This window comes from Oceanisphaera submarina (assembly GCF_046521305.1).
GTDB classification, from domain to species: Bacteria; Pseudomonadota; Gammaproteobacteria; order Enterobacterales; family Aeromonadaceae; genus Oceanimonas; species Oceanimonas submarina.
In genome coordinates this window covers 77,337-89,626 of record NZ_JBKGFN010000004.1, presented here as the reverse complement: position 1 = coordinate 89,626, position 12,290 = coordinate 77,337, and the positions used below count along the sequence as shown (strand labels likewise).

The window sequence follows — 12,290 nt, the reverse complement described above, 5'->3', positions numbered from 1 at the left end:
GGCGGGCATTCTTGTTAGCGATTTATTACCACACTGCCTTATTCGGCAACAGGTCGTGCCGCCACACCCATCTTCAATGCCAGCCAGATCACCAGCACCAGGCTGATCATCACCGACAGGTAGTTGGTGCCCATTTCCGGGAATTGGGTACGCAGAAACGCGGAATAACCGAACACCCCGATCAGGAAAGCGAGCAGGGTACAGAGAGGAGTATCACCTTCCATGGGTACGCTCAGATATTCCTGATACAACATGTGCGCGGCCAGAACCAGCGCAATAATGGGGAAAATGGTAAATGCCAGCTGGCTGACGCTCAGAGTCGCCAGAGTGGCATTACCACAGAGACCAACCAACAGCGCGAGCAAGATGGGTTTACGACGGATTTGTTTACTTCCTGACATGGTCATCCTTCCTAAAATAGGGCCTAGAGCCTCTTTGCTTTATTGTATGCGTCTGCGCCCTTGGCAATGATACGCAGCTGCAAGGTCATGCGCTCGGCCAAGACCAAACGCTCTTTTTCGTTCATATCCAGCGCTTCGGCCCCGGCGCTGAACACTATGGTCACCATCGCCTGGGCCTGCGTTTCGGCGTAGCTGCGGCTAGTCTGCTGCTTCTCTTCCAGATAATCTGTGAGCTCGGCGGTAAAATGCTGAATTTCGCGAGCTACCGCCTGTCGGAATGCGGCCGAGGTACCCGAACGCTCCCGCAGCAGCAACCGGAATACATCCGGACTGCGCTCGATAAACTCCATAAAGGTTTTTACCGAAATCTGGATAACACTACCACCATCGGCGATGCGTTGACGAGCCTGCCGCATCAATTGACGCAGGGTCAGGCCACCCTCATCCACCAACGTCAATCCCAGCTCTTCCATGTCCTTGAAGTGTCGATAAAAAGAGGTGGGAGCCAGGCCGGCCTCCCGCGACACCTCACGCAGGCTCAAGCTGGAAAAGCTGCGTTCGGCGCTCAGCTGACGAAACGCCGCATCAATCAGGGTCCGTCGGGTCTTTTCTTTTTGTTCTGCGCGAATGCCCACAGCACTCCAGGGTCCAACATGTTAATAATAGGATCATACCCCTTTGTCACAACGCGGTCAGCTCCTACGGGCCAAAGCGGTCAATTTGTGATTGACGCTGACCGCCATTAAAGATGAAAATAGTGTACAGCTGTTCGCTCAATGGATAACAAGATGCGTAAACCTCCCCTACTCTGGACCAACCTTCTGCTGTTTTCGGGCACAGGCCTGGCGACATTGATACTGGTCCCCTGGTATGGCCTGACCCAGGGCTATGATGGCTGGCAATGGCTTGCCATGCTGGTGCTGTTCAGTTGCAGTTGCCTGTCTATCACCGCCGGTTATCATCGCCTCTGGGCGCACAAGGCTTATGATGCCCATCCGCTGTTACAGTGGCTGTTCGCATTGGGCGGCGCCCTGTCGCTGCAGAACTCCGCCTATCACTGGTGTGCCGATCATCGTCGCCACCATCGCCATGTGGACGATCTGAACAAGGACCCCTATTCCGCCAGCCGCGGGCTCTGGTTCTCGCACATGGGCTGGATGCTGCGCCACTACCATACCCCCGACGACAGCAATATTCCCGATCTCAAGCGCAACCACATCCTGCAATTTCAGCATAAACATTATCTGGCGCTGACTCTGATGATGAATATCGGCCTGCCGCTGTTGCTGGGCGTCTGGCACGGGGATATCTGGGGCATGCTGCTGATGGCCGGCGTGCTGCGCCTGTTCCTCGGCCACCATGTCACCTTCTTCATCAACTCCCTGGCCCACTATTGGGGTCGCCAGCCTTACACCAGCAAGAACTCGGCTCGCGACAACGATCTGCTGGCGGTGCTGACCTTCGGCGAGGGCTATCATAACTTTCACCACCTGTTCGAATTCGATTATCGCAACGGTATCCGCTGGTGGCATTACGATCCCACCAAGTGGCTGATCCGCACCATGAGCTGGCTGGGTCTCGCGTCTCGGTTGCGCACCTGTCCGCAAGAACGAATCGAGCAGGCCCGGCTGGAACGTCGGCTGGAAGTCGCCCGCCAGAAGATACTGCGCCGGCAACCAAATGCCGATACCGAACAATGGCTGGCCCTGTTGCACAGCGAATACGAACGCCTGTTGCACCAGCTCAAGAGCTACTATCAGGTACGAAAGAGCCTGCTGGAACTCAAGAAAAAATCGGCGCGCTGCAAATACGAAGAACTGCGCCTCAAGCTGAATTGCGATGAGCTGAAAGCCGCCTTCACCACTCAGCGGCGCAACTGGCTCAAACTCACCACCCAGTTTGCATAACAACGGCTCTGACTACACAACAACACAGACCCTCAATAAGGCGGGAGTTCCCGCCTTATTTTTTGCTGAGAATACGAACAAGCTCACTGTTATCCCCTACCCTGAACACTTCCTTTTGACAAAAACCCTGCAAAACACCATAGTCTTCGCCATTTTTACTCGACAGAAATTGTACATTTAACTTTACAGGCAGCAGGAGCAGCAAGACGTGGAAAAAAGGGCGCAGTTCAGTAGCAAGCTGGGATTCGTGATGGCCGCCGCCGGTTCGGCCATCGGCGTGGGCAATATCTGGGGCTTTCCCACTCAGGCGGCGAGTAATGGCGGTGGCGCCTTTTTGCTGGTCTATCTGCTGTTTATCTTCCTGCTCGGCTATCCCATGCTGGTAGCCGAAATCACCATAGGCCGTCACGGCCAGGCCAGTCCGTTCCGGGCACTGCAAACCCTGACCGCCAACCCGCTGGGCAAGGCCATCGCCGGCCTGGTAGGGCTGGCGGCGGTGATCACCGTCAGCCTTATCTTCACCTTTTACGCCATCGTCTCCGGCTGGTTTGTTGCCTATGCTCTGGAGCCGCTGGCCAGCCTGGCCGGCGCCAACGATGCAGCCGGCTGGCTGACCGGATTTTCCACCTCCCGCAACCTGGTATTTACCCTGCTGTTCGCTCTGTTGAGCCTCTACGTGGTCAGCCGCGGGCTGGAGCAGGGCATCGAAAAGTGGTCGACCCGACTGATGCCGCTGTTACTGGTCATGCTGGTACTGCTGACCGGCTACATGCTGTCGCAACCGGGTGCCGGCGAAGGTCTCGAGGCCTATCTGGTACCGGATTTTTCGCGGATACTGAACGGTAAGGTGCTGATCGGCGCCTTGGGCCAGAGCTTTTTCTCGCTGTCACTGGGTGCTGCTGTAATGATGCTGTATGGCTCTTACCTCAGCCGCCAGACCAAAATACCGGTGCTGGCCGCCCAGGTGACTCTGCTGGATACCAGTGTGGCCTTTCTCGCCGGCCTGCTGATCCTGCCCGCCATGTACGTGGCCCAGCACAATGGTGTGCCCATTTTTGCCGAAGACGGCAGCCTGCTCAGCTCGGATACCCTGGTGTTCTCGGTCTTGCCCGCACTGTTTGAAACCATGGGCCAGGCCCAGTACCCGGTAGCCTTTGCCTTCTTCCTGCTGATGATGGTGGCGGCGCTGACTTCATCTATCTCGATGCTGGAGGCCCCGGTGTCACTGGCCATGGAGTCCACCGGCCTGTCGCGTATCAAGGCCACCTGGCTGATGACCGCGCTGTGCACCCTGGTAAGCGTCATCATCGTATTGAACTTCGGCGCCCTGTTCGGGCTGGTGATCACCCTCACCACCCAGTATGCCCAGCCATTGGTGAGCCTGTGTATCACGCTGTATGCCGGTTGGATCTGGCAGCGCAGCAAGGTGCTGGCCGAGCTGAAGTCGGGCTGCCCCGATCTGGAGCAGGGCCTGTTCTGGAAGATCTGGCCCTGGTATGTGCGCTTCGTATGTCCGATCCTGGTACTGGTGGTCATTATTCAGTCGATAGCCGGCTAATACCAACCCCAGTAATGATCTGGTCATGTTGAGGCCCCAGATCAAAGGCAGCACAGCCGCTTCCCTCGACACGCCATGGGTTAAGGCCATCTGCGTTTGCCGATAGCTGCAAACATTCACTGGATGTTTGGTCCATCATCAAACTTGATGCAGGCAGCACGCCGCCCCATGCGGGCTCGGAAATGCCGTTCTTGTGGCATTTCACGATCGTGAGAGCCGTTCTCTGCTGCCTCTTCAGGAACACCGAGTTGCCCGCAGACGGCGTCTACAGGAAACGCCGGGGCTGCAAGGAGGGCAAGGGGAGGGCAAAGGGAGTTGCTCAGCCGACCATCCGCACCACGGATGGTCGGCTGAGCCTACAAGGATGAATTTACGGCGAGTCGGGGAGCTGGCCCTTTAGCCGGCTGTTGAAAATCGATTGCCGATGAATAACGTATTCGGATCAGTTAACCAGCCCGGCGCGTTCGCTGAAGCCCGCCACCTTGGTGCCGGAGCCTTCATCGGCCAGCGCCAGCAGAAAGGCGTATTCCCGCGCCAGCTCATGATAAGCCTCGAAACGGCCGGACTTGCCACCGTGGCCGGTATCCATGTCGCAATGCAACAACAGCAGGTGATCGTCGGTTTTCATCTCGCGCAGCTTGGCCACCCACTTGGCCGGCTCCCAGTACTGTACCTGGGAATCGTGCAGGCCTGTGGTGACCAGCATATGCGGATAAGGTTGCTCCTGCACCTGATCGTAAGGGCTGTAGGACTTCATGTAATGGTAATACTCGGGATCAGCCGGATTGCCCCATTCGTCGTATTCGCCGGTGGTCAGCGGAATCGAGTCATCCAGCATGGTGGTCACCACATCCACGAAGGGCACCGCTGCCACCACCCCCTTGAACAACTCCGGCGCCATGTTGATGACCGAGGCCACCAGCAGGCCACCGGCACTGCCACCGGAAGCAAAGACTCGCTCCTTGTCGCCATAACCCTCTGCAACCAGCTCGCGGGTCACGTCGATAAAATCGTGAAAGGTATTCTCCTTGCTGAGCAAGCGACCCTGATCATACCAGTCCCGCCCCAGCTCCTCGCCACCGCGTACATGGGCGATGGCATAGACGAAGCCGCGATCGAGCAGGCTCAGACGCGAGCTGCTGAAGTCCGGATCCATGCTGGCACCGTAAGAGCCATAGGCGTACACCAGCAGCGGATTGCTGCCATCCCCTTTGAACATGTCGGCCCGGTATACCAGTGACACCGGCACCTTGGCGCCGTCCCGCGCGGTCACCCACAGCCGTTCGCTGCGGTAATCATCGGCATTGAACTGTTCGCCCACATACTGCTGCTTGAGCTCGCGTCGCTCCTGGGTGTCCATGTTGACTTCATAGATGGTCGACGGGCGGGTCATGGAGGAATAGCCATAACGCAGCCAGGGACTGTCGTCTTCGGCGTTCACCCCCAACCAGGTCACATAGGCCGGGTCATCGAAACGGATATCGTGCTCGCGGCCGTCCTTGCGATGGATCTGACGCAGATGCACCAACCCCTCGCTGCGCTCTTCCAGCACCAGCCAGTCACGAAACAGGGTAAAGCCTTCCAGTAACACATGGTCCCGGGCCGGGATCAGTGGCTGCCACCGCTCCTCGGTGCCGTCTTCCGCCAGATAGAGGCCGAAGTTGACGCCATCCTTGTTAGAACGCACGTAAAACCGGCCCTGATAGTGCTCGACATCGTATTCGTGGCCACGCTTGCGGGGCAGAAAAACCTGTGCCGGCACCGTGGGCTCGTTGGCCGGGACCAGGCTGATTTCGCTGGATACCGTATTCCAGGAGCCGATGACGATGTAGTCTTCGGAGCGGCTCTTGTAGATGCTGGTATAAAAGCTGGGATCCTGCTCTTCATGCACCAGCACGTCTTCGCTCTGGGGCGTGCCCAGGGTGTGACGATAAACCTGATAGGGCAGCAGGGTATTTTCGTCCTGCTTGACGTAAAACAGGGTCTTGCCGTCGTTGGCCCACTCCAGATTGCCGGAGGTGTTTTCCAGCACTTCATCATAGAGTGCGCCACTTTGCAGCGACTTGAAACGGACCTGGTACTGACGACGGGACACAAAATCTTCGGCGAAGGCCAGGGTCAGCTGATCGGGACTGACCGCGACCTGACCCAGGCCGTAATAGGCCTGTTCTTTGGCTCGCTCGTTACCGTCCAGCAGCAGTTCAACCTGCTCGGGCCGACCTTCGGGATGGCGCTCGATAATGCCGTATTCCTGACCCTTCTGGTAGCGAGTCTGGTAGCGGTAACCGTTTTTCAGATAGGGAACCGAGCTGTCGTCCTGACGGATGCGGGCGATCATCTCCTGATACAGTTCTTCCTGCAGCGAATCCAGCGGAGTAAGCACCTGCTCACTGTACTGGTTTTCCTGCTCCAGGTAGGAGAGCACCTGCGGATCGTCGCGTTCGTCGTCTCGCATCCAGTGATAGTTGTCGATCCGGATGTCGTCGTGATTGTTCAGAACGTGGGGAATTTTCTTGGCGACAGGAGGCTTTACTTCCACATCGGTACCTTTAGCGTAGGGTTTGGCACAAGCCACCCATGCTAACATCAAGCAAAGCTTAACCCTATTGCGCATACCATCGCTCCTTCATCTTCGACAATCCAAAAGTGTATAAACTTTAACCGGACAGAAGGGCGTTCACCAACTTATTTACCGAAAAACGCGAAGAAAAACGGCATGAAAACTCGAATGGAGCCAGAGAAAACCGGCCCCGACATGAAAGTAATCACTTACCCATCACTTGCGTCGCCAGCTACCATCGGCCAGCTGGATATAATGCCCGCCGGCGGTACGCTCGATATTCAGCTGACCGGCGCGACTCTGCACCACGCTCAGGCTGGTGCCGGTGCGCCTTGCGATATCCTGATAACTTTCCAGCCGTTTGCGATTGACGTCACTGGCAATGGCATTTACCTCGCCGCTGCCACGCACCACACCCACCAGGCCATTAAGCTGTTCGCCGATCAGACCCTGCTGCTTGGCCTGCTGCAAATCCAGCGCCCAGGCCGACCAGCTCAGGCAGGCCGCCAATACCACTGCTAACCACCGCATAGAGACTCCCTAGAACAAGTCCTGTTCCTGTTCAAACAACTTGTCCAGCTCCCGATCGACCCGGACCCGGATTTCGTGATCCACCTTCACATTCAGGTTAACCGTAATGGGCTTGTCCGGCACCACTACCTCTACCCGGGGCGTGCAGGCGCTCAATAACAAAAGACCGATAAAGGCCGCCATTCTACGCATTTACTCGCTCTCCCCCTGTAGCCTGGCCGGCAATCGCTTACTCAACTCCTCAGCGAAACGCAGACTGGCCAGCAACTGTAGCAGGTTTTCCTGATGGCGATAATTGAAGTTGACCGGGTGCATTTTGCCCATCACCGGTGCCTGCCCCCGTAATCGGCTATCGATGACAGTCTCGCCACCGGCCGCCATCGAAATATCCGCCTCCAGCCGTTGATAACGCAAGTCGCTGAGCAGCCCCAGGGTCAGCCCGAGCGACAGATTACTCTTGCCGGTGGCCAGCAATGACTCACCGGCCTGATAGGAAATCCAGCCATTATCACTATAGGCCCTGCCGGCGGTGATACTGAAACCCTGCTCGAACGAAAACGGCAGCCGCCCGTTCAGGCTGCCGCTGCCGGTCAGCCCGCTGACACCGGCGTAACCCAGCACCTGCTCCAGCGAAACATCGCTCAGGTGCACCTCACCACGGGGAGCGGCGTCAAGCGCCATGGGAGACAGCGCCAGCCGACCGCCAAAGGCCCGGGCAGTCAGCCCGGAAAGCCAGGGCTGGCCTGCCCGCCAGCTCAGGGCGGCGTGAATATCGGTGATGGGCACCCCCACATCGAACTGCACCGCCGACAAAGCCTGGGGGCCGACGCTATGAAGCCCCCGCTCGTCCCATTTTAACTTGAAGCTGGCGGCCACCTGCTCGGCACGCATATCCCGGTAGCTCAGCCGCCCTTCTTCAAGCTCGGCCTCCAGTACTATCGGCTGCCTCGGATCGAGCAGGTTCGCCGCCTGCAGCGACAACTGCAACGTGCCCGTCTCGGGCATCAGCCCTACCGGCAGCGGCAGCCAGCCAGCCAGCCACCTCCACACCCCAGGGGCGGACAGCACCTGAGGCGGCACCGTCAGCGCCAGCCCCTGGTCGTAATGCCAGTCGCCTTTCAGCTGCAGATCGCGACCCAGCTCGAGTGCCACGACGCCATGAAGCCGTCTGGTTCCCTTTCCGCTCAGCAGCAACGCCGCACCGGGTAATACCTGCCCTTGCCAATGCCCACGCTGCCAGCTCAGGCGCACACGCCAGGGGCCTTCCAGCATAGTCCCCTCCATCGGCGTCAGTTCCAATCGATTGAGTTCCAGCTGCTTCCAGCGCAGCCGCGCTACCTTGAGTTGCGAGTTCGGCTGCAACTGCCAGCCGTGCTCTCCCTGCACGGCCTTCAGCTGCAATTGCCAATCGCCCGTTAATGGCGCCGGAAGCTCGCCCCTGGCCTCAAGCCACAGAGGCTGGCCCGGTTGCCAGCCGCCATCGAGCGTCAGTGGATGATGCAAGGTAGGCGCAATCAAGGCGCCCGGCAATTCTCCCTGCCAGCGCCAGCCATTCTGCTCCGGTCGCAATTCCAGCCGCGCTTCACCGACATCCGTATGCCAGATAATATCGAGATGTTGCCGAGTGTGGCGCAACTCGGCCGCACCAGTGATCACCTCCCCCGACAGATACAGGGTCAGGCTGTCAACATCGAAGTCGATGGCCGGCAGCGTCAGCAGCAACGACAAGGCATCGCCTTCTCCTTCGGCGGTACTGCCCCCACTGCGAGAGCAACTCAAGTCCAGACTAAGCCGCTCCAGCCGCCCTTCGATACGGCCCTCGTTCAGCGCCAGCGTCAGGCCACCGGCCTGCTCCCTGGGACAGGCCGGCACCTGCGCCCGGGCCAGAGTTGCCTGCACCTGCAGCCATTCGGGCAAGGGGAACGCCTGAGACAGCACCGGCGACAGCAGCATGAGCCAGCACAGTAGCTGTCGTACTATTTTCGCCTTCAAAAGCTTCAAGTGGCACCTTCGTCAAACCGGCTTGCGCCGTGGCACACAGCCATTAAGCTGAACAAAACAGGGGAGTAGATTCAATGGACAAGATAGTGTTCTGGGGCATTATTGCCATCGCCGCCATGGTTATCGGCCGACGGCTCTATACCTACTTTTATAATAGCGCTCAGCCCCAACACAGCCTGGCGGTGCTGGTGACCAACAAACATACCCGGGAACTCATGGGCCGAACCCGGCAAGAAGAGACCGAGACGCCACCGCCCCGGATAAATTACTACGTTACCTTCCGGCCACTGGAAGGCACCAATGAACGTGAATTTCGGGTCACCCAGCACCTGTATGAACAACTCCGCATGGAGCAAACCGGCACCCTGGTGTTTCGGGGCCGCCGGTTTATCGCCTTCGAACCGGATGACATCAGCCTGGATAACGACTGAAAACCGCCGTATTACCCTGCGCATCGAAACTCAGCACCTCATAGGGCGTACCGGGTATGTCCATGCCCGGGGCACTTTGCGGCATGCCGGGAATGGTCAGGCCACGCACCGCCGGCTTTTGTTCCAGCAATCGCTGCACGTCCGCCGCCGGTACATGCCCTTCTATCACATAACCATCGATCACACCGGTATGGCAGGAAGCCAGCTCCGGCTTGACCCCCGCCATCGCCTTGACCGGACCTAAATTGTCAGCATTCACCACCTTTATCTCGAAGCCGGATGCTTCCATATGCGAGACCCAGTCTGCGCAACAGCCACAAGATTCTGACTTGTACACGGTAATCGGTGCCGCCAGCGCAGGGCCGGTTAACAGGGCACCCGCCAGTACATAAAACCATTGTTTCATCATAGTTACCTCAATATTGCCATTTTCGTCCGGGCAAGATTAGCAGCCGAGGCCTGCATCGTCTTGATCCAGCCCGGTATTCAGCGCAACGACAAAACGGTATCCTGCTATCATTGCGCCATCTTACTGTCTTATCTGGAGTTATTATGTCTTATCTGGCCGTTAAACACGCCCACATGATGTTTGCCCTGATCAGCATCATACTGTTCATGCTACGCGCCTGGCTGGCCGTACCTTCACCCGCCCGTCTCAACAACAAACTGTTGAAAATACTGCCCCATGTCAACGATACCCTGCTGCTGGCACTCGGCGTCTGGCTGGCGATACAGAGCCAGCAGATCCCCTTCGGCAACAGCCCCTGGCTCACCGCCAAGGTCATCGGCCTGGTGCTGTATATCGTGATTGGTACCATCGCCATCAAGCGCGGCAAGACCCGCGGCCAGCGCCTGGCTGCCGCCCTGGCTTCCATCGCCATCTTCGCCTACATCTACGGCGCCGCCGTCAGCAAGTCTCCGCTGTCCTGGCTGGCGTTGTAATCTTCCAGGCCGACTGCTCTCCCAGAAAGAGCTGACAGCTCGGAGACTGTCTCCTGGTCACAAATCAGCTAGCGGAATAAAGAGGCAACAGAGATGGCCTCCCATGACCGTGAAATGCCAGGGATGGCATTTCCGAGCCCGTATGGGGTCGTTTGCTGCCTGCACAAGTTTGATGATGGACCAAACATCCAGTGAATATTTGCAGCTATCGGCAAACGCAGATGGCCTTAACCCATGGCGTGTCGTGGGAGGCGGCTGTGTTGCCTCTGGCGCTCCGACCCAATATCTGAGCAGATATTTAATCTGATTGGCATGAGCTTACATGGAAGTCCTTGTAGCCTGTCGGTAAAGGCAGCCCCGTTGTTCTTGCTACCACAAACCGAAGCTCAGTATTCCACCACCGGAAACACCGGAAACTCCCCTGGCTGCAACCAGTTCCAGCTCTCTTCCTGATACAGCGCATTGGCCGAACGCGGGTCCAGCATCAGCGCCGCCAGCGGCGCCAACGGCTGGCTCATGGGCACCAGCAAGTCTCCCCGCTGCAAGGTCACGGCATCACGTGTCACTTCCACCTCGGCCCGTACCTTTTCCCTTACCCCCGGCCGGGCATCGGGTTGCTTGCGCACCGCTGTTATCTTCAGCCTGTCCGCCGGCAGCTCACGGGGTTCGGCAACGGTTTCGAAGGCAATATGATGCTGCACCAGCCAGCGCGCCACCCGTTCCCGCTCCCGGGTCACCGCATAAGCCGCCGCCAGTGTGACCGGTTCCCGGACGACGATGGCATCCCGATTACGGAACCGATGCAACTGCTTGTGGCCATCGGCAAAACGCACCAGCGGCAGCGTTACCTCGGGCTTATCTCGATTGGTGCCAAAACTCACCCCCATCCACAGTGTACGGCCGTCACCATCCGCAGATACCCACCGTTGTCGGGCCTGTCGCGATACTGCCAACAGAGGATCGGCTTCATCCGCCACCAACTGCAACATGGTCAGCATGCTCAGGTGTTGCTTGCGCACCCGCTCGGCAATGTTACGCGGCGTGGCATAAGTACCGCTTTTATTGTCGAGCCGGTTTTCTACCAGTATGGAGACCCGCCCCTGCATGGCCGCGTAATTGCGCAGGTTGGTAATACCCAGGCCACCACGGGATACCGCCTGCTCGAGGCTGGTGATCTCCCCCCGATAGCGTGTGGCCGCCAGCCCCGCCGCCGACACCCCCGCTATCAGCGCGGGCAGTAGCCTGCCTTCGGTGTAATCACGCAAGGGGCCGTCGATATTGGGGTTGTTGCCCATATCGAACTGGGCTTCCACATCGGTCATCCAGCCTTGCTCCCGGGTCAGCACCCGCTTCCAGATGCCGGACTCGTGGGCATCGAACACCACGTCCGGGTCGAAACGATGCAGCGCATCGACCAGCAAACGGGTTTCGCCGGCCTGCAGGGCCACGTAGTCCACATTGGTGTTGTCGTCATTGGCGTTGTGCCGCGATGACATATCGCGCCCATCGGGATTCGACATGACCACCAGCACCAGATTGAGCCGCCCGAGCAATGCCGCATGCTCGCCCGCCACCAGCTCGCGTGCCAATTGCTGCATCGCCTCGGCACCGGAAGGCTCGTTGCCATGCTGCGAGCCGAACAGCATCACCGTTGGCTTGTGCGGTTCGTTGGCTGGGTGCTGCAGAAACGACGGCGACGCCGACAGCAGCAGCGCCTGTATCGGTCGGTTGCCGGCCGAGGTACCCAGCACCACCAGCCGCGCCCGGGGCGACAGGGTAACCAGTGTGGCCAGATAAGCGTCAATGGTCCGGCTGTCGGGTAATGACTGCTTTTTTTCAAGTTCAAAGGGAGTTGGCGGTACGAACCGCCCCCAGGCCAGGCTGCTGCACAGTAGAAGAAAAGCCACTGAAATCTTCATACCCACTCCACAAAGGTATTTTAATTTCAATTACTTATAT

The 12,290-nt window shown here is 58.3% G+C and carries 12 protein-coding genes; 4 read left to right on the top strand and 8 right to left on the bottom strand.

All coding sequences use genetic code 11. From position 1 onward, the window contains the following. Window positions 1–38: 38 nt before the first annotated feature. Both ACLEIV_RS05715 and fabR read right to left on the bottom strand, forming a co-directional pair. Window positions 39–401, bottom strand: a complete 363-nt coding sequence (locus ACLEIV_RS05715) for a YijD family membrane protein (RefSeq protein ID WP_410455698.1) — start codon at window positions 399–401, stop codon at window positions 39–41. 23 nt (window positions 402–424) lie between these two features. Further along, entirely contained in the window at window positions 425–1,036 is a 612-nt protein-coding gene (gene fabR / locus ACLEIV_RS05710) for an HTH-type transcriptional repressor FabR (protein ID WP_410455697.1), read from the bottom strand. 153 nt (window positions 1,037–1,189) lie between these two features. Between fabR and ACLEIV_RS05705 the strand changes: the two genes are divergently transcribed. Together ACLEIV_RS05705 and ACLEIV_RS05700 are read left to right on the top strand one after the other, a co-directional pair. Next, window positions 1,190–2,308: an acyl-CoA desaturase gene (locus tag ACLEIV_RS05705; protein ID WP_410455696.1), complete on the top strand. Its 1,119-nt coding sequence runs from the start codon at window positions 1,190–1,192 to the stop codon at window positions 2,306–2,308. A gap of 208 nt (window positions 2,309–2,516) precedes the next feature. Continuing rightward, window positions 2,517–3,866, top strand: coding sequence for a sodium-dependent transporter (locus ACLEIV_RS05700; RefSeq protein ID WP_410455695.1), 1,350 nt, complete (start codon window positions 2,517–2,519; stop codon window positions 3,864–3,866). A 442-nt stretch (window positions 3,867–4,308) separates the two neighbouring features. Here the strand turns inward: ACLEIV_RS05700 and ACLEIV_RS05695 are convergent, their stop codons facing one another. The 4 genes from ACLEIV_RS05695 to ACLEIV_RS05680 form a co-directional block, all read right to left on the bottom strand. Continuing rightward, on the bottom strand, window positions 4,309–6,453 hold the full coding sequence (locus ACLEIV_RS05695; protein WP_410455835.1) for a S9 family peptidase: 2,145 nt from the start codon (window positions 6,451–6,453) through the stop codon (window positions 4,309–4,311). 189 nt (window positions 6,454–6,642) lie between these two features. Then, window positions 6,643–6,957, bottom strand: a complete 315-nt coding sequence (locus tag ACLEIV_RS05690; protein WP_410455694.1) for a YdbL family probable chaperone protein — start codon at window positions 6,955–6,957, stop codon at window positions 6,643–6,645. A 9-nt stretch (window positions 6,958–6,966) separates the two neighbouring features. Next, window positions 6,967–7,149: a YnbE family lipoprotein gene (locus ACLEIV_RS05685; protein WP_410455693.1), complete on the bottom strand. Its 183-nt coding sequence runs from the start codon at window positions 7,147–7,149 to the stop codon at window positions 6,967–6,969. Then, a complete protein-coding gene (locus tag ACLEIV_RS05680) occupies window positions 7,150–8,958 on the bottom strand; it encodes an intermembrane phospholipid transport protein YdbH family protein (protein ID WP_410455692.1) in 1,809 nt (602 codons plus the stop codon). A gap of 74 nt (window positions 8,959–9,032) precedes the next feature. Between ACLEIV_RS05680 and ACLEIV_RS05675 the strand changes: the two genes are divergently transcribed. Next, a complete protein-coding gene (locus tag ACLEIV_RS05675) occupies window positions 9,033–9,389 on the top strand; it encodes a DUF2500 domain-containing protein (protein ID WP_410455691.1) in 357 nt (118 codons plus the stop codon). Here ACLEIV_RS05675 and ACLEIV_RS05670 read toward each other — a convergent pair. Continuing rightward, a complete protein-coding gene (locus tag ACLEIV_RS05670; RefSeq protein ID WP_410455690.1) occupies window positions 9,370–9,798 on the bottom strand; it encodes a DUF411 domain-containing protein in 429 nt (142 codons plus the stop codon). The two genes, ACLEIV_RS05675 and ACLEIV_RS05670, sit on opposite strands and share 20 nt — an antisense overlap. 143 nt (window positions 9,799–9,941) lie before the next feature. Here ACLEIV_RS05670 and ACLEIV_RS05665 point away from each other — a divergent pair, with 143 nt between their 5' ends. Continuing rightward, entirely contained in the window at window positions 9,942–10,331 is a 390-nt protein-coding gene (locus ACLEIV_RS05665; RefSeq protein WP_410455689.1) for a SirB2 family protein, read from the top strand. Window positions 10,332–10,717: 386 nt separating this feature from the next. On the opposite strand, the gene ACLEIV_RS05660 is transcribed toward ACLEIV_RS05665, so the two are convergent. Beyond that, window positions 10,718–12,250: a M14 family zinc carboxypeptidase gene (locus ACLEIV_RS05660; protein WP_410455688.1), complete on the bottom strand. Its 1,533-nt coding sequence runs from the start codon at window positions 12,248–12,250 to the stop codon at window positions 10,718–10,720. Window positions 12,251–12,290 lie beyond the last annotated feature (40 nt).

Excerpts from the sequence above, each read along its gene's own strand:
- ACLEIV_RS05695 (WP_410455835.1), bottom strand. The coding sequence starts at position 6,453 with ATGTTAGCATGGGTGGCTTGTGCCAAACCCTACGCTAAAGGTACCGAT.
- ACLEIV_RS05675 (WP_410455691.1), top strand. The coding sequence starts at position 9,033 with ATGGACAAGATAGTGTTCTGGGGCATTATTGCCATCGCCGCCATGGTT.
- ACLEIV_RS05715 (WP_410455698.1), bottom strand. The coding sequence starts at position 401 with ATGTCAGGAAGTAAACAAATCCGTCGTAAACCCATCTTGCTCGCGCTG.
- ACLEIV_RS05685 (WP_410455693.1), bottom strand. The coding sequence starts at position 7,149 with ATGCGTAGAATGGCGGCCTTTATCGGTCTTTTGTTATTGAGCGCCTGC.
- ACLEIV_RS05660 (WP_410455688.1), bottom strand. The coding sequence starts at position 12,250 with ATGAAGATTTCAGTGGCTTTTCTTCTACTGTGCAGCAGCCTGGCCTGG.
- ACLEIV_RS05705 (WP_410455696.1), top strand. The coding sequence starts at position 1,190 with ATGCGTAAACCTCCCCTACTCTGGACCAACCTTCTGCTGTTTTCGGGC.
- ACLEIV_RS05690 (WP_410455694.1), bottom strand. The coding sequence starts at position 6,957 with ATGCGGTGGTTAGCAGTGGTATTGGCGGCCTGCCTGAGCTGGTCGGCC.
- ACLEIV_RS05670 (WP_410455690.1), bottom strand. The coding sequence starts at position 9,798 with ATGATGAAACAATGGTTTTATGTACTGGCGGGTGCCCTGTTAACCGGC.
- ACLEIV_RS05665 (WP_410455689.1), top strand. The coding sequence starts at position 9,942 with ATGTCTTATCTGGCCGTTAAACACGCCCACATGATGTTTGCCCTGATC.